At 69.3% G+C, this 21,215-nt stretch carries 19 protein-coding genes; 12 read left to right on the forward strand and 7 right to left on the reverse strand.

The genetic code is table 11. From position 1 onward, the window contains the following. The first annotated feature begins 32 nt into the window (after nucleotides 1–32). Nucleotides 33–2,162, forward strand: coding sequence for a tetratricopeptide repeat protein (locus AC5DRG_RS36210; RefSeq protein ID WP_491803851.1), 2,130 nt, complete (start codon nucleotides 33–35; stop codon nucleotides 2,160–2,162). Here AC5DRG_RS36210 and AC5DRG_RS36215 read toward each other — a convergent pair. The 5 genes from AC5DRG_RS36215 to AC5DRG_RS36235 all read right to left on the reverse strand — a co-directional run bounded on the left by AC5DRG_RS36215 (nucleotide 2,152) and on the right by AC5DRG_RS36235 (nucleotide 8,301). Continuing rightward, a complete protein-coding gene (locus AC5DRG_RS36215) occupies nucleotides 2,152–3,003 on the reverse strand; it encodes a carbohydrate ABC transporter permease (RefSeq protein ID WP_491803852.1) in 852 nt (283 codons plus the stop codon). The two genes, AC5DRG_RS36210 and AC5DRG_RS36215, sit on opposite strands and share 11 nt — an antisense overlap. A gap of 1 nt (nucleotide 3,004) precedes the next feature. Continuing rightward, nucleotides 3,005–3,874: a carbohydrate ABC transporter permease gene (locus tag AC5DRG_RS36220; protein WP_491813254.1), complete on the reverse strand. Its 870-nt coding sequence runs from the start codon at nucleotides 3,872–3,874 to the stop codon at nucleotides 3,005–3,007. 62 nt (nucleotides 3,875–3,936) lie between these two features. Then, on the reverse strand, nucleotides 3,937–5,325 hold the full coding sequence (locus AC5DRG_RS36225) for an extracellular solute-binding protein (protein WP_491803854.1): 1,389 nt from the start codon (nucleotides 5,323–5,325) through the stop codon (nucleotides 3,937–3,939). Nucleotides 5,326–5,393: 68 nt separating this feature from the next. Continuing rightward, the gene (locus AC5DRG_RS36230) at nucleotides 5,394–7,361 is read right to left on the reverse strand and encodes a tetratricopeptide repeat protein (RefSeq protein WP_491803856.1); all 1,968 of its coding nucleotides are present in this window, start codon (nucleotides 7,359–7,361) and stop codon (nucleotides 5,394–5,396) included. 58 nt (nucleotides 7,362–7,419) lie between these two features. Then, nucleotides 7,420–8,301 (reverse strand): 5'-methylthioadenosine/S-adenosylhomocysteine nucleosidase, encoded by an 882-nt coding sequence (locus AC5DRG_RS36235; protein WP_491803857.1) that lies wholly within the window; start codon nucleotides 8,299–8,301, stop codon nucleotides 7,420–7,422. Between the two features lie 46 nt (nucleotides 8,302–8,347). Here AC5DRG_RS36235 and AC5DRG_RS36240 point away from each other — a divergent pair, with 46 nt between their 5' ends. Together AC5DRG_RS36240 and AC5DRG_RS36245 are read left to right on the forward strand one after the other, a co-directional pair. After that, a complete protein-coding gene (locus tag AC5DRG_RS36240) occupies nucleotides 8,348–8,881 on the forward strand; it encodes a hypothetical protein (RefSeq protein ID WP_491803858.1) in 534 nt (177 codons plus the stop codon). A 39-nt stretch (nucleotides 8,882–8,920) separates the two neighbouring features. Next, nucleotides 8,921–9,292, forward strand: a complete 372-nt coding sequence (locus tag AC5DRG_RS36245; protein WP_491803859.1) for a VOC family protein — start codon at nucleotides 8,921–8,923, stop codon at nucleotides 9,290–9,292. 10 nt (nucleotides 9,293–9,302) lie between these two features. Here AC5DRG_RS36245 and AC5DRG_RS36250 read toward each other — a convergent pair whose 3' ends face one another. Further along, a complete protein-coding gene (locus tag AC5DRG_RS36250) occupies nucleotides 9,303–9,989 on the reverse strand; it encodes a response regulator (RefSeq protein ID WP_491803860.1) in 687 nt (228 codons plus the stop codon). Next, the gene (locus tag AC5DRG_RS36255) at nucleotides 9,986–11,701 is read right to left on the reverse strand and encodes an ATP-binding protein (RefSeq protein WP_491803862.1); all 1,716 of its coding nucleotides are present in this window, start codon (nucleotides 11,699–11,701) and stop codon (nucleotides 9,986–9,988) included. Before AC5DRG_RS36255 ends, AC5DRG_RS36250 begins: the two co-directional genes overlap by 4 nt. 215 nt (nucleotides 11,702–11,916) lie before the next feature. Here AC5DRG_RS36255 and AC5DRG_RS36260 point away from each other — a divergent pair, with 215 nt between their 5' ends. The 9 genes from AC5DRG_RS36260 (at nucleotide 11,917) to AC5DRG_RS36300 (ending at nucleotide 21,072) form a co-directional block, all read left to right on the forward strand. Next, nucleotides 11,917–13,302 (forward strand): cation:dicarboxylate symporter family transporter, encoded by a 1,386-nt coding sequence (locus AC5DRG_RS36260; protein ID WP_491803864.1) that lies wholly within the window; start codon nucleotides 11,917–11,919, stop codon nucleotides 13,300–13,302. Between the two features lie 456 nt (nucleotides 13,303–13,758). Then, nucleotides 13,759–14,058, forward strand: coding sequence for a hypothetical protein (locus AC5DRG_RS36265; protein ID WP_491803865.1), 300 nt, complete (start codon nucleotides 13,759–13,761; stop codon nucleotides 14,056–14,058). A 134-nt stretch (nucleotides 14,059–14,192) separates the two neighbouring features. Further along, entirely contained in the window at nucleotides 14,193–15,710 is a 1,518-nt protein-coding gene (locus tag AC5DRG_RS36270) for an AAA family ATPase (protein ID WP_491803866.1), read from the forward strand. Continuing rightward, nucleotides 15,700–16,212: a hypothetical protein gene (locus AC5DRG_RS36275; protein WP_491803867.1), complete on the forward strand. Its 513-nt coding sequence runs from the start codon at nucleotides 15,700–15,702 to the stop codon at nucleotides 16,210–16,212. Before AC5DRG_RS36270 ends, AC5DRG_RS36275 begins: the two co-directional genes overlap by 11 nt. Before the next feature lie 41 nt (nucleotides 16,213–16,253). After that, a complete protein-coding gene (locus AC5DRG_RS36280; protein ID WP_491803868.1) occupies nucleotides 16,254–16,643 on the forward strand; it encodes a MerR family transcriptional regulator in 390 nt (129 codons plus the stop codon). A gap of 14 nt (nucleotides 16,644–16,657) precedes the next feature. Next, nucleotides 16,658–16,972 (forward strand): thioredoxin family protein, encoded by a 315-nt coding sequence (locus AC5DRG_RS36285; RefSeq protein ID WP_491803869.1) that lies wholly within the window; start codon nucleotides 16,658–16,660, stop codon nucleotides 16,970–16,972. A gap of 156 nt (nucleotides 16,973–17,128) precedes the next feature. Beyond that, nucleotides 17,129–19,351, forward strand: a complete 2,223-nt coding sequence (locus AC5DRG_RS36290; RefSeq protein WP_491813255.1) for a HelD family protein — start codon at nucleotides 17,129–17,131, stop codon at nucleotides 19,349–19,351. An 84-nt stretch (nucleotides 19,352–19,435) separates the two neighbouring features. Further along, nucleotides 19,436–20,080, forward strand: coding sequence for an RNA polymerase sigma factor (locus AC5DRG_RS36295; protein ID WP_491803870.1), 645 nt, complete (start codon nucleotides 19,436–19,438; stop codon nucleotides 20,078–20,080). Next, entirely contained in the window at nucleotides 20,077–21,072 is a 996-nt protein-coding gene (locus AC5DRG_RS36300; RefSeq protein WP_491803871.1) for a CU044_5270 family protein, read from the forward strand. Before AC5DRG_RS36295 ends, AC5DRG_RS36300 begins: the two co-directional genes overlap by 4 nt. The last annotated feature ends 143 nt before the right edge of the window (nucleotides 21,073–21,215 follow it).

Here is a 21,215-nt window from a genome sequence, read left to right on the forward strand (position 1 = left end):
GAAGGCAGGCAGTACGGGGGACGGACGGCACGATGGCGAGTGAATACGGTGGGGATCATCTCGACTTTCAGGGCGCGGAGTTCAGAGGTCCCTTCACGGCGAAGGCCGTTTATCAGGAGCACGGGCCCGCGCCCACGGCGCTGGACGCCCTGCCGGCTCAGGCGGTTGGCTTCACCGGGCGGGAGAGCGAGCTCCGTTCACTGCTCGACGCGCTTGATCCGGCCGCCGCCTCCGATGGTGGTTCGGGGGCAGTCCTCGCCGCTGCGGTGTCCGGGCTCGGCGGGATTGGTAAGACGGCGCTTGCGGTGGAGGCGGCTCACAAGGCTTGCAGGAAGAGTTGGTTCCCGGGCGGGGTGCTCTTCCTGGATCTGCACGGGTACGACGACGATCCTGTCACCGGGGAGCAAGCGCTGGAGGCGTTGCTGCGGGCCTTGGGAACGGCGCCGGAGCACATTCCCGTCAGGGCGGACGATCGGGCCGCGTTGTATCGCTCGGTACTCGCGGAGCGGGGGCGGGAACGGGGTGCGGTGCTGGTCCTGGCGGACAACGCTTCCGCGCCGGACCAGGTACGGCCGTTGCTTCCCGGTGACGTGAGGCACCGGCTTCTCGTGACCTCGCGCATCAAGCTGCCCCAACTCGGAGCGAGACTCCTGTCGTTGGACGAGATGATGCCGAAGGAGGCGTACCGCCTTCTTGATGGCGCACTGCGGATCGCCGATCCGTCCGACAGTCGTGTCGCCGAGGAGCCCGAGGCGGCTGCGGAACTCGCCTCACACTGCGGACATTTGCCGCTGGCCCTCCAGATCGCGGCGGCGCTGCTAGTGCTGGACCGCGGCAAGTCCGTCGCCGAACTCGCTACGGAACTGTCCGAGTCCCGTGACCGTCTGGTGTACCTCGACGACGGCGAGCGCAGTGTCCGCGCAGCGTTCGACCTCTCCTACCGCCGTTTGTCTCCCGACCAGGCGCGGCTGTTGCGTCTGCTGGCCCTCGCCCCTGGACCCGAGGTAAGCGCGGAGGTGGTCGCTGCCTTGACCGGGGTCGATGGTCCGCCCATCCGCACCCTGGGCGCGCTGGCCCGTGCCCATCTTGTAGAGCCGGGGAGCGGGCGTGTGCGGTGGCGGTTGCACGACTTGGTGCGAGCGTTTGGGGTGGGTGTGGTGGCGGGGGATGTGAGGTTGCGGGAGGAGGGGGAGGCGGCGCGGGAACGGTTGCTGGCGTTCTACTACCGGTGGGCGGATGCGGCCGATGACCGGCTGCGGTGGCTGCCGGGGTTGGAGGAACCGGAGCGCTTTACGGACCGGGGGCAGGCGTTGGCGTGGCTGGACGGGGAGCGGGCGGGACTGGTGGCGGCGGTGCAGTGGGCGCGGGAGGAGCGGCATGCCGAGCCGGCGGTGCGGCTGGCCGCCTGCCTGGCGGAGTACCTGGGGTGGCGGCGGTACTTCGACGACTGGATTACCGTCGCTAGTGCCGCCCGGGAGGCCGCCCACCGCACCGGGGACCGCCCCGGCGAGGCCGACGCGTGGACCTTCCTTGGCACCGCCCTGGGGGAGGCGGGTCGGGTGGAGGAGGCGATCGATGCCCTCAGTCGCGCCCGCGATCTGTACCAGGCCGCCGACAACCGCCCCGGCGAGGCCGACGCGTGGAACAACCTCGGCAACGCCCTGCGGGGGGCAGGTCGGGCGGCGGAGGCGATCGACGCCCTCACCCGCGCCCGCGACCTGTACCAGGCCGCCGGGGATCGCCAGTTCGAGGCTAGGGCGTGGAACAACCTCGGCAGCGCCCTGCGGGGGGCAGGTCGGGTGGAGGAGGCGATCGATGCCCACACTCGCGCCCGCGACCTGTACCAAGCCGCCGGAGACCGCCACCGCGAGGGTAGGGCGTGGAACAACCTCGGCAACGCCCTGCGGGAGGCGGGCCGGGTGGAGGAGGCCATCGAGGTATACGGAAAGGCCCTGGAGATCAAGCGGGAGTTCGAAGACTGGTACGGGGCAGGCCAGACCCTCGGAAACCTGGCCCGCGCTCACGAGGACGCCGATCGCCCCGCCGAGGCCCGCGCCCATTACCTCCAGTCCGCCGACGCCTTCACCCGAGCTGACGCCCCCGCCGAAGCCGCCCAAGTCCGCACCCGCGCCGGATCTCTGGACCAGCCCCTCACCCCTTAACCGCCCCACCCAAAGCAAACCCCCCACCCAACCGCCTCGCCACCAGCACATACAACAAAATCACCGGCGTCGAGTAAATAATCGAAAACGCCGCCAACTGCCCATAAACAACACTCCCCCGATTCCCGAAGAAGTCATTGATGCTCACGCTCGCCGGCATCTGATCCGGTGAAAGCAGCAGCATGAACGGCACAAAGAAGTTCCCCCACATCATCACGAACGAAAACACCGTCACCACCGCCACCCCCGGCCCCATCAGCGGCAGCACGATCCTGACCAGGGACTGGAACGACGACGCCCCGTCGGTCCAAGCCGCTTCCTCCAGTTCCTTTGGTACTCCGTCCATGAAGTTCTTCATCAGCCAGATGGCGAAGGGCAATTGGGAGGCGGCGAAGAAGAAGATCGTGCCCTGCATCGTGTCGATCAGGTTCACCCGTACGAAGAGGGCGTACACCGGCACCATGATTGCCGTGATCGGCAGGCTCGTCGCGAAAAGGATGGTGAGAAGGAAGGGCCGGTTCAGGCGGGACCGGAATCTCGACAGCGGGTATGCCGCCAACGCCGCGCACACCACCGTCAGTAGGGTTCCGCCGCCGCACAGGATCAGGCTGTTCAGCAACGGGGTGTAGGTGATGTCCGGTTGGAGTACGGCGTCGAAGTTGTCCAGCGTGACGCCGTCCGGCAGTTTCACCTTCAGGTTGGCCTGTGCGTCCAAGGCGGAGAGCACCACCCACGCCAACGGCAAGGAGAAGGCCGCGGCCACTACCAGGAGGCCCGTGTCCGCCGCCAACCGGTGCCTCGTACGGCGGGACTTGATGGTCGTACTCCATGTTGATGCCATGTCAGACCTCCGTTCGTAGCAGCCGCATGTACACCAGCGAGAACAGAGAGCCGACGACCAGGAGCAGCAAGGCCACCGCCGTGCCGTAGCCGATCATGCTTTTCTGGAAGGCCTGTTCGTACATGAAGAGGGGGAGGGTCTGGCTGCGGTTTCCCGGGCCGCCTCTTGTCATTACCCAGATCAGGCCGAAGACCGAGAGGGTCTGGAGGGTGTTGAGCATCAGGTTGGTGCCGATCGAGCGGCGGATCATCGGGAGGGTGATGTGCCACATGCGGCGCCAGCCGCTCGCGCCGTCGACCTCTGCCGCCTCTGTTATCTCCTTCGGGATTTCGTTCAGCGCGGCCGAGTACACCAGCATGGAGAAGGCTGTTCCCCGCCATACGTTCGCGAATGACACCGCCAGGATCGGGAGCGTGAACAGCCAGTTCTGGGACGGGAGATGGAGCCAGTCCAGGATGGCGTTCAAGGTGCCCTCGCGTCTGAAGAAGGCGTAGAGGAGGAAGCCCGCCACCACCTCCGGCAGCACCCACGCCGTGATCACGACGCCTCCGACCACCGTACGGACCGGCTTTGACGCCCTCTGCATCAGTGCTGCCAGCGCCAGGCCCAGTGTGTTCTGGCCGACCAGTGACGACAGCACCGTGAAGACCAGCGTCAGCCAGACCGCGTTGAGGAACGCCTCGTCCTTGAACGCCGTGCGGAAGTTCTCGAAGCCGACAAAGGAGGAGTGTGCCTGGCCGGTGAGTTGGAGGTCGGTGAAGGCGATGTACGCGCAGTAGGCGATCGGGCCCGCGAGGAAGAGGAGCAGGAGGATCAGGGACGGGGCGACGGGGAGGGCTCGGGTGAGGGAGCGGGCCGCCGTCGCCGGAATGCCCCTGGGTGTCTGCGGGACCGTCGGCGGCCCGGGCGGGGCCGCCTCCTTCGTGGCCACGCTCACTTCGTGATCACTTGGTTGTCGGTGGCCGTCTTCAACTCCTCGTCGTAGCCCTTCGCCGCCTCCTCCACCGACTGGTCACCCGTCGTCACGCCCTCCATCGCCTCCTGGATGGCCGTGGAGACCTTCGGGTACGCCTGATACGCCGGGCGGTAGTGCGTGCTCGCGACCAGGTCCGTGAAGAACTTGATTCCGGGCTGGGCCGACACGTAGGAAGGGTCCTCCGCTACGTCCTTCCGCACCGCGATACCCGAGTTGGTGATGTACCACTTCTGGGCGTTCGCCTTCGTCTGCATCGTCTCGATGAACTTGAAGGCCAGGTCCGGGTTTGCCGCCTTGGACGGGATTGCCCACGTCCAGCCGCCGGACATGCTCACCTTGCCGGGAGCCTGGCCCTGTTGGGTCGGCATTGCGGCTAGGCCGAGCTTTTCCGACCACTCGGGCCAGGCGTGGCCTGCCCCCTCCTGCCAGTCCTGCGGGAGCCAGCTGCCGTCCAGGTCGATGCCGAGCTTGCCGTTCGGGAAGAGCTCGCCGCGGACCGTCGTACCGAAGTTGGGGTCGAGGGCGTCCGAGACGTCGGGGCCCAACTTCTCCTTGTACACCGTCTCCACGAAGGTCAGCGCGTCCTTGAAGCCCTGGCTGCCGGCGATCCACTTCTTCGACGCGGTGTCGTAAAGGGGGTCTGTCGTACCGTCGTTGGTGCCGTACAGGAGCATTTCGAAGGTCTGCATGGTCGCCGCCTCACCGGCCGGCTTGCCCGTGTAGATGTTCAGGGGCGTGACGTCGGGGACCTTCTTCTTGATCGTGCGGGCGGCTTCGAGGACCTCGTCCCAGGTCTTCGGCTGCCAGTCCTCCGGCAGGCCCGCCTTCTTGAAGATCGCCTTGTCGAACCAGAGGCCCCGGGTGTCCGTGCCGTCCGGGACGCCGTACGTCTTCCCGTCCTGGGCCTTCGCCGCCGTCTTCGCGGTGTCGATGAACTGGTTCCAGTCCGGCCACTTGGCGAGGTAGGAGTCGAGGGGCTTCAAGTACCCGCTGGTGATGTCCGAGTTGATGAGGAACGTGTCCTCGTAGACCAGGTCCGGGGCCGTCTTGGGGGAGCGGAGCATCTGTTGGACCTTGACGTAGTACTCCGAATCCGGGGCCTTGATGGGGACGAGCTCGACCTTCTTGCCGGGGTTCTCCTTCTCGAACTGCTTCTTGATGCCGGCGAGGAAGTTGTCCATCACCTTGACGTTGTTGTCCGTCGACTGTTTGAAGGAGACCTTCAGTGTGTCTGGGTCGCTTCCGGAGCCGGTGCCGCAGGCGGTTAGGGCGGTGGAGAGGGCAACGAGGGTGGTGAGCAAGGCGGTTGGGTGGCGGAGTCGGGATGCGGTGGGGCGCACGGGCATGACCTCCTACGGGCTCACTTCTTTGTGGCCGGGATGGCTGCCAGGTGAACGTAGGGGGAGTGGTCTAGTCAGGTCAATGCGTCTGCGGAGGATTGGGCGCGGGCGGCATCGGTGGGGGCGTTGGCTTGGGTGTAGGCGTCGGCGGCTTGGAGGTAGTGGGCGCGGGCCTCGGCTGGGTGCTGGGCTTTGTGGTGGGCGTAGGCCAAGCTTTCGAGGGTCCAGCCAGCCCCGTGCCAGTCCTCGAACTCTCGGCAGATTTCGAGGTCCTTGCCGAATGCCTCGATTGCTTCTTCTACTTGGCCTGCGTTCACCAAGGCGCGGCCGAGGTTGTGCCAGGCTCTGCCCTCGCGGTGCCGGTCCCCGATGGACTGGTGCATGTCGCGGGCGCGGGTGTGGGCGTCGATCGCCTCCTCCGTCCGGCCTGCCTCTAGCAGGACGAGGCCAAGGCCATCCCTCGCGCTGGCCTCGCCGCGGCGGTCCCTGGCAGCCTGGAAGAGCTCACGGGCGTGGGTGAGGGCATCGATCGCCTCTTCCGTCCGGCCCGTAGCGTTCAGACCGATACCGAGGCTGGTCCACGCCCTGGCCTGGCCGTGGTGGTTCTCGGCGGCCTGGTGCATGTCGCGGGCGCGGGTGTGGGCGTCGATCGCCTCTTCCACCCGGCCCGCCTCCCACATGGCAAGGCCGAGGTTGTTCCACGCGTCGGCCTCGGCCTCGCGGTCCCCGGTGCGGTGGGCGGTTTCCCGCGCGGTACGCGCGACGGTGATTGCGTCTTCGAAGTACCGCCGCCAGTCCAGGTACTCCGCCAGGCGTGCGGCCAGCCGCACCGCCGTCTGCGCGTACCGCTCCTCCCGCGCCCACTGCACCGCCGCCACCAGCCCCGCCCGCTCCCCGTCCAGCCACGTCAACGCCTGCCCCCGGTCCGTAAACCGCTCCGGCACCGGCCGCCCCGGCAGCCACACCAGCCAGGCGTCGGCCGCATACGCCCACCGGCAGTAGAACCCCAACAGTCGATCCCGCGCCGCCTCCCCCTCCTCCCGCAACCCTGCATCCCCCGCCACCACACCCACCCCGAACTCCCGCACCAAGTCATGCAACCGCCACCGCACATCCCCACCCACCACCGGCACCGGCGTGACCAGGTGCGCAGCAGCCAGCCCTTCCAGCAGACCGAACGTCTCGTCATCGGAGAGTCCCGCCATCGCCATCGCCGCCTCCCCGCTGACCTCAGCCGTAGGCGCTAGGGACAACAACCGCAGCAACCTGGCCTGCTCCGCCCGCAGTTGACCGTAGGCAGCCTCGAACACAGGCCGTACCCCCAGCACCCGCGTCCGGTCCCCGTTTCCCCGCAGCTCCTCCACCAGCGAGGCAATGCTCCGATACCGCCGCTCGCGCAGCATCCCGACCACCATCCGCAGCGCGAGCGGATGGTGGCCGCAAAGCGTTCCGAGCTCGGCGACAGCCTCCGGCTCGCGCAGGCAACGGTCGTCACGCCGGTCGGTGAGCCGCAGTAATCCGGCGACGAGATCGGCCGCGGCCTCCGGCTTGAGGGCGCCGAGGTCGAGGAGTCGGGCATCCAGGGCGGTGAGTCGGTCCCTGGACGTGATCAGGACGCGGTGGTGATCGGTTGCGGGGATGAGACGGATGAGCTGGGCTGGGTCCGAGGCGTTGTCGAAGAGCAGCAGCATCGAGCGGCGTTCCTCGGCGAGCAGCCGCTGGTAGAGGGCGTACTGGCCGGTTGGCGTCTGCGGAACCTCCGTCCCTCGTACGCCCAGGCCGTCCAGCAGAGCAAGCAGCGCCTGGTCCGCCGTAACCGGATCCTCGTCGTACCCGCGAAAGTCGACGAACAAGGTCCCGCCCGGAAACCACCCCGCCCGCAATACCCGGCGCGTTGCGTACAACACCAGCGACGTCTTGCCGATCCCGCCCAGCCCGGACACCGCGCAGATCAGCACGGGCGGGTCGGACTCCGCCGCCGGATCCAGGATCGGCAGGAGCTCGGCCAGATCGTCGTCCCGTCCGGTGAACCCGGCCGGCACCGCCGGCAACGCGGCTGTCGCGACCGGTACCGGACCGTGGACCGAATCGCGTCCTGAGCTACCGTTCCCCCGGTTCCCGGTCCCGCCGTCCCACCTGCTTTGCAACGAACGGCCCGCTGAAGGTGCTCCCTCGAAAGTCCAGGTGGTCCCCTCCATACGTGGACCCGGAATGGGGCCCCTCCTCAGAGTCCTCGCCACCCCGAGCCCCCGAAGACCCACGCCCCCCGAACGGCCGCAACTCCCGCAACACCGCCACCACCGCAGCCGCCGCACTCGCCGCAGCCCTCGGCTGCCAACCTTCCCCATCCGCACGGGACTTGCGCCCATCAGCCCGGTCGCTAATCCCCCGGATCACCAACGCGTCCCCGCCCGCGAGTTCGACCGCGCTGACGACCCCCGACCCCTCCATCTCAATGGCGGCCGCGTCGTTGTAATGCTCCCGCAGGTGCTCCGCGAGGGCGGATTTCGCCGCCGCCAGCACCACGTCACCCGCCGCGATCGGCTTCAGATGGGCGTGTGGGTCATCCCGCAACGCCGCCCGGGCCGCCTGCTCCAGCCGGTGCGAGGCACGCCAGGCCTCCGGTCGTACGAGAAAGCCCTGCGGTGTCTCCTTGCCGCCGTGGACCGCGTACACCTTGGTCGCCACCACGACGTCTCCCAGGGCGATGTCGCGCTTCAACCCCCCGGCGACCCCGACGAAGAACACCGCCTCGGGCTCCAGCCACTCCATCACCCGCATGGTGAGCGCAGCAGCCGTCAGATTCCCCTCGCCCATCTCCACCAGCGCGACGGACCAGTCCGTACCCGGCAACCGACCCACCTCGGCCCTGGTGCCACGGCGATGCTCGCGCGGCCGGAGATCGGTGAGTTGATCCCGTACGGCCCTGTACTCCAACGGCAACGCGGTCAGTACCGCGACTATGGGTTGCGACTCAGACACTCACCTAAGGTACTTCCAAGTCAGCCGCACAAGGGGGGCGAATGGAATGCCGGAACAGGACGTCACCGTAGGCCAGTTGCTGCTCGCCGAATACCAGTCGGTCAAGGACGAGCAGAAGACCCGTATCGGATTCCGCGACAACCTCCTGTACGTCACCCTCACCGTCGTCGCCGCCGTCATCGCCGCCACCGCGCAGGCCCAGCAGTCCGCGATGCTGCTCGCCCTGCCGCCCGTCTGTGTCGTCCTCGGCTGGACCTACCTCGTCAACGACGAGAAGATCTCCGCGATCGGCAGGCACATACGCGATGACCTCGGGCCCCGCCTCGCCCAACTCGCCCAAGCGGAGCGTGCGTTCACCTGGGAGACCGCCCACCGCTCCGACCCCCGCCGACGATCGCGCAAAGTCATCCAATTGGCGATCGACCTGCTGGCCTTCTGCGTCGTCCCCCTCGCCGGTCTCCTCGTCTACTGGGCCGCAGGCCAGACCAGTCCCGGCCTCCTCGCCCTCTCCGTCGTCGAGGCGCTCAGCGTCATCGGCCTTGCGGCCCAAGTCGTCCTCTACGCACGCCCCTTCACGTAAGTCCCGTAAGTTCCGTAAGTCCCGGGCACACTGGGCCACATGCCCCTCTCCCTGCACCACATCGTCATCGACGCCCACGACCTCCCCGGCCTCGCCCGGTTCTGGGCCGAGGTGTTGGGCTGGCGGATCCTCTCCGAGCGGGAGCGGGAGGTCGTCATCGGGCCGGAGGCCACCGCGCCCGTCGGTATCTGCTTCATGCCGGTGACCGACCGCAAGGTCGTCAAGAACCGGCTGCACCTCGATCTGACGACCACCGCGGACGACCGGGACGCCGAGATCGACCGCATCCTCGCCCTCGGCGCCCGCCGGGCGGACGTAGGGCAGAGTGGCGACGAGTCTTGGACCGTGCTGGCCGATCCGGAGGGGAACGAGTTCTGCGTGGTCCGCCCGAAGCGCACCCTCATCGAGTAGGGGAGTAGGGCTACTGCCCCTTCACCCACCGGTACTGCAACTCCGGTCGCCCCACAGTCCCGTACTGCGGAGCCCGCGCCGCCCGCCCCGCGTCCACCAGGTGCTCCAGATACCGGCGAGCCGTAATCCGCGAGATCCCCACCGCCTCCGCCACCCCCGCCGCCGTCAGCCCCTCCGCGCAGTCCCGCAGCGTGACAGTCACCCGTTCCAGGGTTGGTGAGCTCAGCCCTTTCGGCAGTGCGGCCGGGCTCGGTGCCCGCAGGCTCGCCAACGCGCGGTCGACCTCGTCCTGGCCGCTCGCCTCGCCTGCCGCCGCGTGGTAGTCGGCGTATCTCACCAGGCGGTCTCGGAGGGTCGCGAAGGTGAAGGGCTTCAGTACGTACTGGACGACGCCCAGCGAGACGCCCTCCCGTACGACCGCCAGGTCTCGCGCCGACGTCACCGCGATGACGTCCGCGTGGTAGCCGGCGGCGCGGAGGGAGCGGGCCAGCTGCAACCCATGCACATCCGGTAGATGCAGGTCCAGTAGCAGCAGATCCACCGGGGTGCGGTCCAGCGCGCGTCGGGCCTCCGCGCCGGTGTGCGCCTTGCCGACAGCCACGAAACCGGGGACCCGGCCTACGTACATGACGTGCGCGTCCGCCGCGACGGGGTCGTCCTCGACGACCAGTACGCGGATGGGCTGCTCGTTCGTCATGCGCCGCCTCCAGAAACCGTGCCCTTGGCTTCCTGCAAGGACCTCGCTCCCTCACCAACAGGCGCTTCACCCTCTGGCACCTCTGGCCCCTCACCCAACGGCAACCGCACCTCGAACTCCGCCCCGCCCCCGGCCGCCCCGGCCACCGCCAGCGTCCCCTCGTGCCGCGTCACCGCCTGCTTCACCAGCGCCAGCCCCAGGCCCCGCCCGCCCGGCTGGGCCGTCGGTTTCGTCGAGAAGCCGCGCTGGAAAACCGCCTCCGCGTGCTCGGGGTCGACCCCCGCACCCGTGTCCGCCACCCGCAGGACCAGCTCGGAATCCTCCGTGTACGCCGTCACCGTCACCCTCGCCCCGGCCGAGCCCTGCGCCGCGTCCACGGCGTTGTCGATCAGGTTGCCGAGGATGGTCACCAGGTCCCGGGCCGTCAACGTCTCCGGCAGGAGTCCGTCGTCCAGGCGGCTGTCCTCCGACACCACCAGCTCCACACCCCGCTCGTTGGCCTGGGCCGTCTTGCCCAGCAGCAGGGCCGCGAGCACCGGCTCGCTCACCGCCGCCACCACCTGATCGGTGAGGGCCTGGGCCAGCTCCAACTCCGCCGTCGCGAAGTCCACCGCCTCCTCGGCCCGCCCCAGTTCGATCAGCGACACGACCGTGTGGAGGCGGTTCGCCGCCTCGTGCGCCTGCGAGCGGAGCGCCTGCGTGAAGCCTCGCTCCGAGTCCAACTCGCCCATCAGGGACTGGAGTTCCGTCACATCGCGGAGGGTTACGACCGTGCCCCTGCGCTCGCCGCCCGACACCGGCGACGTGTTCACCACCAGCACGCGCGACGCCGTCAGATGCACCTCGTCCACCCTCGGCTCCGACGCCAGCAGCGCACCCGTCAGCGGGGCGGGCAGACCCAGCTCCGCGACCGACCGGCCCACCACGTCCTCCGCACCGCCCGCCACCTCCGCCTCGGAGGGCAGGCCCAGCAGTTCCCGGCCGCCGTCGTTGATCAGTGCCACCCGGAACTGGCCGTCGAGCATCAGCAGACCTTCGCGTACGGCGTGCAGCGCGGCCTGGTGGTAGTCGTGCATGTGGCTGAGCTCGGCCGCGTTCATGCCGTGAGTGTGACGGCGTAGGCGGGCATTGACGACGTAGGTGCCCACCGCGCCCAGCACCAGGGCGCCGGCCGCGACCGCGATCAGGGCCGTCAGCTGGTCCTGCACCCGTGCGCTGATCTCCTCGACCCTGATGCCGGCGCTGACCAGGCCGACGATCTCCTTGCCGTCGTAGATCGGGGTGATCGCGCGGACGGACTCGCCGAGGGTGCCCGTGTACTTCTCGGTGAAGGCCGTGCCCTCCAGCGCGCGGTCGATGTGGCCGAGGTAGTGACGGCCGATCTGCTTCTTGTCGGGGTGGGTCCAGCGGATGCCCTGGGTGTCCATGATCGTGACGAAGTCGACGTCGGCGTCCTGCTGGACCTTCAGCGCGTACGGCTGGAGCTCGGCCGTCGGGTCGGGGGTGTGGATCGCCGCCCGTACCGAGGGGGCGTCGGCCACCGCGCTCGCCACCGCCATGGCCTGGCGGCCCGCCGCCTCCTCCGCCTGGCTGCGGTCGCTGACGTAGGTGAACAGCGCGTACCCGGCCACGACGACCGCTATCAGCACGGCCTGCATGGCGAACAGCTGACCGGCCAGGCTGCGGGGTCCGGGGACGCGGGGGTAGCGCATGTGGCCAGTCTGCCTCGCTCGATAAGCGTGAACTAAATGAACGGAAGGGTGACCGCCCTCACAGGCCGGGAGATAGTCCCCTCATTGCGGGAGTGTTTCTCCCCGATTCCAGGCCGCGCCGCTCCCGATCCCCGGGGAGTGTCGCTCTCCCCCGAAAACCCCCGGACGTGAGCCGCACGCCGGTCTTGCCCGACAAAGACGTCAAGGAGGCAGCCGTGACCAGCACGCCAACGGCACCTGCCGCGCCCGCCGCAAAGCGGGACCGCACCCACTACCTGTACATCGCCGTGATCGGTGCGGTGGCGCTCGGCATCGCCGTAGGTCTGATCTGGCCCGAGGTCGGAGTCGAGCTCAAGCCCCTGGGCACCGGCTTCGTGAACCTGATCAAGATGATGATCTCGCCGATCATCTTCTGCACGATCGTGCTGGGCATCGGCTCGGTACGGAAGGCCGCCAAGGTCGGTGCCGTCGGCGGTATCGCGCTCGGCTACTTCCTGGCCATGTCGCTCGTCGCGCTCACCATCGGCCTGGTCGTCGGCAACATCCTGCACCCGGGTACCGGCCTTGAGCTGACCGACGCGATCAAGGCGTCGGGCCACGACCAGGTGTCGGACGAGGCGCTGCCGCCCGTCGAGTTCGCGCTGTCGATCATCCCGACCACCTTCGTGTCCGCGTTCACCGAGGGCCAGGTCCTGCAGACCCTCCTCGTGGCGCTGCTCTCCGGGTTCGCGCTCCAGGCCATGGGCTCGGTCGGCCAGCCGGTCCTGCGCGGCGTCGAGCACATCCAGCGGCTCGTCTTCCGCATCCTCGGCATGGTGATGTGGGCCGCCCCGATCGGCGCCTTCGGTGCCATCGCCGCGGTGGTGGGTTCGGCAGGCATGGACGCGCTCAAGAGTCTCGCCGTGCTGATGCTCGGCTTCTACGTCACGTGCTTCCTGTTCGTCTTCATCGTGCTGGCGGCGCTGCTGCGGATCGTCGCGGGGCTGAACATCCTCGTGCTCTTCAAGTACCTGGCCCGTGAGTTCCTGCTGATCCTCTCCACCTCCTCCTCCGAGTCCGCGCTGCCGCGGCTCATCGCGAAGATGGAGCACCTGGGTGTCAGCAAGTCCGTCGTCGGCATCACCGTCCCGACGGGCTACTCCTTCAACCTCGACGGCACCATGATCTACATGACCATGGCGTCCCTCTACATCGCCGATGCGCTCGGTACGCCGATGTCGATCGGTGAGCAGATCCCGCTGCTGCTCTTCCTGCTCGTCGCCTCCAAGGGCGCGGCGGGCGTCAGCGGCGCCGGTCTCGCGACCCTGGCCGGCGGCCTCCAGTCGCACAAGCCCGCGCTGGTCGACGGCGTCGGTCTGATCGTCGGCATCGACCGCTTCATGAGCGAGGCCCGCGCCCTGACGAACTTCGCGGGCAACTCGGTCGCCACGGTGCTGGTCGGCACCTGGACCAACGAGATCGACAAGGACCGCGTCAAGCAGGTGCTCGCCGGTGACCTGCCCTTCGACGAGAAGACGCTCCTCGACGAGGACGACTCCGTGGTGCCGGCCGAGGCCGAGTTGCCGGAGCAGGGCGGCGAGAAGGAGTTCGCCAAGGCGTGACCCCAGGGTTCCCAGGGCCGCACAGGCCCTGGCACCCCATGGACACCGGGCGGCCGGGACTCCCCCGTTCGCCGGCCGCCCGGTCCGTGAAACCCCGAGCGGCCAGACCCCCTCCCCCGTGGGCCTGGCCGCTCGGCTCTGTCGTCTCTACGACCTTCGCCGCCCACGCCTTCTCGGCCCCGCACACCAGCCGGGCCCGCCGGTCCGCTCGCTGGGTTGGGCGGCTGGGGAACTGCGGCTTGCGGTCTCCTCTCAAGCTGCGGGTCCGTCGTGGCTGGTCGCGCAGTTCCCCGCGCCCCTTGCGGGGCGTGCCGCCCATTGCGGGTTACGGGGCGTGCCGCCCCTTGTGCCCCGCCTTGCCGGCGCAGCGCCCCCGCGCATCTGACCGTCGCGGCACGCAGTACGTACGGGTGGGCGCTGCGTGAGCTCGTCCGGGCCCGGGGGAACATGGACCGGATGATCCACGACTCGGCGGTCCGCGAGGCCGAGAAGCCCGTCGCCGAGATCCTCGGCGACCTCCGCTCGATCATCGGCTCCCGCCGCCCCGAGGCCGCCCGCGACGCCGCCGACCGGGTGTGGACGATGCGCTTCCCGCCCCGGCCCGGGCCGCTCCCGCACGCCCGGCTCGTCGCCACCGACGTCGAGTGGACGCGCGGTGCGGGGGAGGAGATCAGCGGCCCGATCTCGGCGCTGCTGCTCCTGCTGACCGGCCGTACGGAGGCGGCGACGCCGCGGCTCACCGGCGCGCAACCGTGAGCGGAAGTCGTCCGATCACGATCCCCTTACACGCCATTTGGGGATACTCGCCCGAAATCCTTTGACCCGCCCGCCCCTTGGCCCCACGCTGAGATGTCCGGCCGGACCAGCCGGACAGCCGGACGTTCGGACACGTGGAGGCGAGTATGGGGGAGTCGGGCGGAGTCGAGATCATCAGCTCGGACGAGTACCGGGCCAGGTACGGGGCGGACAGAGAGCCCTCACCCCTCTCGATCGACCAGGTGGGCGAGCTCTTCCAGGAGTTCCTCAGGGCGGTCGCCCACCCCCGGAGCAAGGACCCGGACGGCAGCCGTGACCTCACCAAACGGCTCCGCGCCCACCTCGGATCGGCCCCCAGCGACCGCCCGGTCGTCAAGGCCGCCTACGCGACCTACGACCTGCCCAACGTCCATCTCGCCCTGGAGCGCTGGTTCGCCGCGGAAGGCCGTTCGCACGAGCTGATCGGCATGCGCGGCGCACGCCACCAGAGCGACCTCACCCTCGGCGACATCCTCGACTCGGCCGAACGCTACGACCGGTTCGTCATCGGCGCCGTCGACTACGCCCACCTGCCGATCTCCCCCGACGAGGAACTCGCCTGCGTCTCCTGCGGGTTGTACCTCGGCGTGGAGGGCGAGGAGCGGTTCGCGGTGCTGCTGCGCGGCCCGCAGGACGAGTACGGCCGCCACAAGGTCGAGATCGAAGTCCTCGCCCAGGAAAAGGAGTTCGGCGACCGGCTCCTCGCCGAGCTCGAAGTCCTCGTGCGCGAGCACAACATCTTCCGCGGCCAGGTGCTCTCCTTCGAGGGCTCCGAATTCCGGCACGGCCTCGGCCCGTTCAGCTTCCACCGCCGCCCCGGTCTCACCCGCGAGGACATCGTCCTCCCGGGCGGCCTGCTCGAACGGGTCGAACGGCAGGTCGTGGGCGTGGCCCGCCGACGCGAACAACTGCGCGCCGCCGGCCAGCACCTGCGCCGCGGACTCCTCCTCTACGGCCCTCCCGGCACCGGCAAGACCCACACGATCCGCTATCTCCTCTCCCACCTCCCGCAGTTCACGGTCGTCATCCTGTCCGGCACCAGCATCGACGCCATCGGCCCCGCCTGCGCACTGGCCCGGATGCTCCAGCCCGCGCTCGTCATCCTGGAGGACTGCGACCTGATCGCCGAGGCCCGCGACTACGGCGGCGGCGAACAGCCCCTGCTCTTCCAGGTGCTGAACGAGATGGACGGCCTCGGCGACGACGCCGACGTCGCCTTCCTCCTCACCACCAACCGCGCCGACCTCCTGGAACCCGCCCTCGTCCAGCGCCCCGGCCGCGTCGACCTCGCCGTCGAGATCCCCCTCCCCGACGCGGAGGGCCGGGCCCGCCTGCTCGCCCTCTACGGCGCCGGCCTCGACCTGGACCAGGAGGTCGCCGACGAGGTGGTCGCCAGGACCGACGGCACGACGGCCTCCTTCGCCAAGGAGCTGGTACGACGGTCCGTGCTGATCGCGGCCGAGCACGAGTCGGCCCGCACGGAACCGGCCGACGTCCGCGCCGCCCTCGATGAACTCCTCTCCGACCGCGACCGGTTGACGCGCCGCCTGCTCGGCGTGCGGGGCGCGGCCGACGTGGAGGAATGGCTGCCGGAGGCGGACGATGACCTCTAGAGAGAACTCGGGGCGAGACACCTCCGGGCGAGACACCCCGGGACGCAGGCTGGAGCGCACCCTTCCGCTGCCCTACGTCGACGAGCACGCCACGGTGGTCGCGGCGGGCGTCGACGACGTCTGGAACGCCCTGGGCGCCGCACTCGACGCCTCCTTCTCCCGCCCCCGCTCGGCCCGCTACGCCCGCCTCGTCGGCGTCGCCGACCGCGAGGCGTCCGGTCCACGCCCCCTCGCCACGGGATCGACGTTCCCCGGCTTCCGGGTGGCCGTCGCCGAGCCGGGCGCGGAGCTGGTCCTCGAAGGACGGCACCGGTTCTCGACGTACCGCCTGATCTTCCGCCTGGACTCCATGGGCCCCCGCCGCACCCTCCTGACCGCCGAGACCCGGGCCGTCTTCCCCGGCCCGGCCGGCGCCCTCTACCGGCGGCTCGTCATCGGCACGGGCGGCCACGCGGTTCTCGTACGGCGCCTGCTGACCACGATCCGGCGCCGGTCCGAATAGGCGTTGCCTTGACGTCGGGGTCAAGGATTACGTTCGTAGGCATGCGAATCGGCGAGCTGGCCGCGCGGGCCGGGACCACGACGCGGACGTTGCGGTACTACGAGTCGCGTGGGCTGTTGCCCGCGCGGCGGGGCGGCAACGGGTATCGGACGTACGACGAGCGGGACCTGGAGCTGCTGCGGCAGATCAGGACGCTGCAGGACTTCGGGTTCGACCTGGAGGAGACGCGGCCGTTCGTGGAGTGTCTGCGGGCCGGGCATCCCGAGGGGGACTCGTGTCCGGCCTCGCTTGAGGTCTACCGGCGCAAGCTCGGCGAACTCGACGCGCTGATCGGCGAGTTGCAGGCGGTGCGGGCGCAGATCAGCGTGCGGTTGGCGGCCTTGGCCGAGGATGCTTCACCGTTGTGCGAACTGGGAGGGCAGGAATTGTGATCAAGGTGGCGGGTGTGGCCGAAGTGACAGACGTGGACTTCGCGGCGGAGGTGATCGGGGCGGAGCTGCCGGTGCTGGTGGAGTTCACCGCCGACTGGTGTCCGCCGTGCCGGCAGATGGGGCCGGTGCTCAGCGCGCTCGCCGCGGAGGAAGGCGAGCGGCTCAAGGTGGTCCAGCTGGACGTGGACACCAACCCGGAGACCACGCTCGCCTACAAGGTGCTGTCGATGCCGACCTTCATGGTGTTCCGGGGTGGGGAGCCCGTGAAGGCGATGGTGGGGGCGCGGCCCAAGCGGCGGCTGCTGGAGGAACTGTCCGACGTGCTGTAACTCCGCCCATTCACGAAGAAATCCCCCGAGCAATTGCGCTTGGGGGATTTCTTTGCGTATATTCGATGGTTCGCGACTTCAAGAGAATTGAGTCGCCAACAAGCTTGATGAGCAGAGTATATATGTCCGGGAGTGGAATTGTCAAACAGCGATGAAATTCACGGTGAGCAGGAATTCATCGATGGACTGTATGCGCGGGTGGACGATCTGCGCGGCGACACCGAGGCCTCCGTGACCGACGCGCTCGGCCAGAGCAACACGCCCAGACAGGCCCGGCTGGAGCGGGACATCCTGGTCGCCGAGCGCTCGGGGCTGCTCGCCGCGCTGAACGCCGTGGAGGGCTCGCTCTGCTTCGGCCGGATCGACCTGACCTCCAACGTCCGCCACCACATCGGCCGCATCGGCATCCGCGCCGACGACGCCGAGCTCACGCCGATCCTCATCGACTGGCGGGCCGAGGTCGCCCGGCCCTTCTACCTGGCCACCGGCCACACCCCGATGGGCCTACGCAGGCGCCGGCACATCACCACCGACGGCCGCCAAGTCACCGACCTGCACGACGAGTTCCTCGACGTCGGCGACGCCACGCGCACCGGCCACGAGGACCCGGCCGGCGACGCCGTGCTGCTCGCCGCGCTCAACTCCGCGCGCACCGGCCGTATGCACGACATCGTGCAGACCATCCAGGCCGAGCAGGACGAGATCATCCGGGCGCCCTATCGCGGGGTGCTGGTGGTGGAAGGCGGCCCGGGCACGGGCAAGACGGCCGTCGCCCTGCACCGGGCCGCGTATCTGCTGTACGAACACCGGGAGTTGCTCGCCAAGCGGGCCGTCCTCATCGTCGGCCCCAACCCCGCCTTCCTCGGCTACATCGGCGAGGTCCTGCCCTCCCTCGGCGAAACCGGCGTCCTGCTCGCCACGGTCGGCGAACTGTTCCCCGGCGTGAAGGCGACGGCCACGGACACCCCCGAGGCCGCCGCCGTGAAGGGCCGCGCCGCCATGGCCGACGTACTCGCCGAAGTCGTACGGGACCGGCAGGCGCTGCCCGATCCGGTGATCGCGATCGAGCACGACCGCGACATCCTGATGCTCGACGACGGCCTGGTGAACGTCGCCCGCGAACGCGCCCGCGCCGCCGGGCTGCCGCACAATGCGGCCCGCGAGCACTTCGAGGGCCACATCCTCAACACCCTCACCGACATGGTCGCCGAACGCATCGGCACGGACCCCTACGACGGCACCAACGTCCTCGACGCCAGCGACATCACCCAGATCCGCGACGAACTCGCCGAGAACCCCGAAGTCTGGTCCGCCATCGACCAGTTGTGGCCCCGGATCACCCCGAAACGCCTGCTCGCGGACTTCCTGGCCGACCCCGAGGGATACGTCCCCGACGAGGACGCGGCCGCCATCCGCCGCCCGGTGACACGGGCGTGGACGGTGGCGGACGTACCGCTCCTTGACGAGGCGGCGGAACTGCTGGGGGAGGACGACCGGGTGGCGCGGGCGCGGGCGGACCGGGAGCGGGAGACCCAAGTGTCGTACGCGCAGGGCGTGTTGGACGTCTCCTACGCCTCCCGGACGTACGAGTTCGAGGACAAGGAAGAGGACGATCCCGACGCCTCCGAGGTCCTCTCCGCGCACCACATCATCGACGCCGAACGCTTCGCCGAACGCCACGAGGAGGACGACCACCGCAGCGCCGCCGAGCGCGCGGCGGCGGACCGTACCTGGGCGTTCGGGCACATCATCGTCGACGAGGCGCAGGAGTTGTCGCCGATGGCGTGGCGGCTGCTGATGCGGCGGAGCCCGACGCGCTCGATGACGCTGGTCGGCGACCCGGCACAGACGGGGGAGGCGGCGGGCGTCGGCTCGTGGTCGGGAATCCTGCAGCCGTACGTCGAGGACCGCTGGGAGCACACCCGCCTCGGCGTCAACTACCGCACGCCGTCCGAGATCATGGACCTGGCGGCGGCCGTCGTGCGCGCCGAGAATCCCGGCTTCGAGCCGCCGAGTTCGGTACGTTCCACAGGTGTACGGCCCTGGGTCCGCGCCACCGACGACCTGCCCGGAGCCGTGGCCAAGGCGGTCGAGGAACTGACCCCGGACGAGGGCCGGCTCGCCGTGATCGCACCGCGTGACCTGCACCGGAGGCTGGCCGCCCAGCTGGACGGGGTGACGGCGGGCGCGGAGCCGGACCTGACGCGGACGGTCGTACTCCTGGATCCGCGTCAGTCCAAGGGGCTGGAGTTCGACTCCGTGCTGGTGGTCGAGCCGGGGCGATACGGCACGAGCGATCTGTACGTCGCGCTGACGCGGGCCACGCAGAGGCTGGGGGTGCTGCACACGGGGGCGCTGCCGCTGGGCTTGGCGGGGTGACGGTCGTCCTCAAAGGCCGGGCGGGCTGGATCTGGTGTGACGTGGATCACCGCAGCGCGCGGCGCGTGGAGGACAGGGAGGGGTGTGGAGAATTCACTGCGCGGTCGCGTGCGGGCCGGGGATCCGGATGCGTTCAGGGAGCTGTTCGACGAGCATGCCTCGGTGGTGCATCGGCATGCCGTTCGGATGACCGGGGACTGGGGCATCGCCGACGACATCGTGTCGCTGACCTTCCTGGAGGCGTGGCGGCTGCGTGAGCGGGTGTTGCCGGGGGACGACAGTCTGCGGCCGTGGCTGCTGGGGATCGCGACGAACGTCGCGCGCAACACCGCGCGCGCGGCGCGAAGACATCAGGCCGCCCTCAGTAGAGTCCCACCCCCCGATCCCGTTCCGGACTTCGCCGACGAGGTGACACAGCGGCTCGCCGACTCCGCGGAACTTGCCGCCGCCCAGAAGGCGTTGAGCCTGATGCGGCGCGGGGAGCGCGAGGTGTTCACGCTCTGCGTGTGGGAGGGGCTGGACGCGGCCACAGCGGCCGAGGCGCTGGGCGTGGCCGTCAGCACCGTAAGGTCCCGGCTCTCGCGCGCGAGAAAACGCCTGCGCAAGCTCACCGAGCGCGAACTCGACGGCGGCATCGGGCCGGGCGGAGTGCAACGCCCCGCCGTGGTCGGACAGTCACCGGGTAGCCGCCATCAGGCGGCTCGGTCCCTGCAGGAGAAGAAGCGATGAACACCAACCCGCGACGACGCGATCAGCCGGTCGACCACCAGGATCTGGCCGAGTTGCTGCCCGCGCCGGGCCGCCCGGTGCTCGCGCAGGACCGCCACCGAGTCCTGAGGGAACACCTGATGGAGCACATCACCCACCCCACCCCACCTGTGCCCCACGTACGCCGGCGCCTCGTTCTCGTCGCGGCGCCGCTCGCGCTGGCCGCCGTCGTGAGCCTGGGCGTGGTGGCGGTCGACAGCGCGCAGGACAGCCGGCGCGACCCAGCTGCCGCAGGTGTCACCGCTACCGCGGACGCCCACCAAAATGCCGCGCAGTTGCTGGACCGGATCGCCCTGGCGGCAGCCGACCGCCCGGCGGTCACCGTACGCGACGACCAGTTCATCTACACCAAGTCCCAAGGAGCGGCGGGCGAGTTGGGCGTCGCGTTCAACGATCCCGAAGAGCTTGCGAAGCGCAAGGGGTTCTTCACGCCGGAGGAGTACAAGGGGGCCGTCCGGCGAGAACAATGGGATTCGGTGGACGGCAAGCGGTCCGGTCTGAGGAAGAGCGTCGCGGTCGCCGACCCTTCCAAGAAGGCGGTCATGACCATGTACGGCGTCGGATACCTGACCTTCCGGCAGCTTGAGGCTCTGCCCACCGACCCCGACGCGCTGCTGAAGAAGTTCTACGGCGATGCCAAGGGCGTGGAATCGAGCCGTCGCACGGAGATCGTCGTCGAGAACCTCGGAGCCGTCATCGACAACGCCACCTTGCTGCCCGACCTCAGCACCGCGATTTATCGTGCGATGGCCAAGCTCCCTGGTGTAAGCGTCGTGGACGAGGTGAAGGACGCCGCGGGCCGGAAGGGCGTCGGTCTCACGTTCAAGGGCGCGTCAAAGGGGTATGCCTGGGTCTTCGACTCGTCGAGTCTCGTCTACCTCGGGACAACGGAGAGCGCCCTTTTGGAGATCGGGGTCGCGGACAGGAAGGGTGAGGCGCCCTCCGTCGGCTGATCGTTTGAGGTCGCCCCCGCCGCCCCTACCCGTCCCATCCCTGGGGGCTGCGCCCCCAGACCCCCCTTTCGGCCCTGAACGGGCCTCGTCCTCAAACGCCGGACGGGCTAAAAAGATCAAGCCCAGGCCGGCACAATCCAGCG

This window comes from Streptomyces sp. JLBG701 (genome assembly GCF_058544905.1).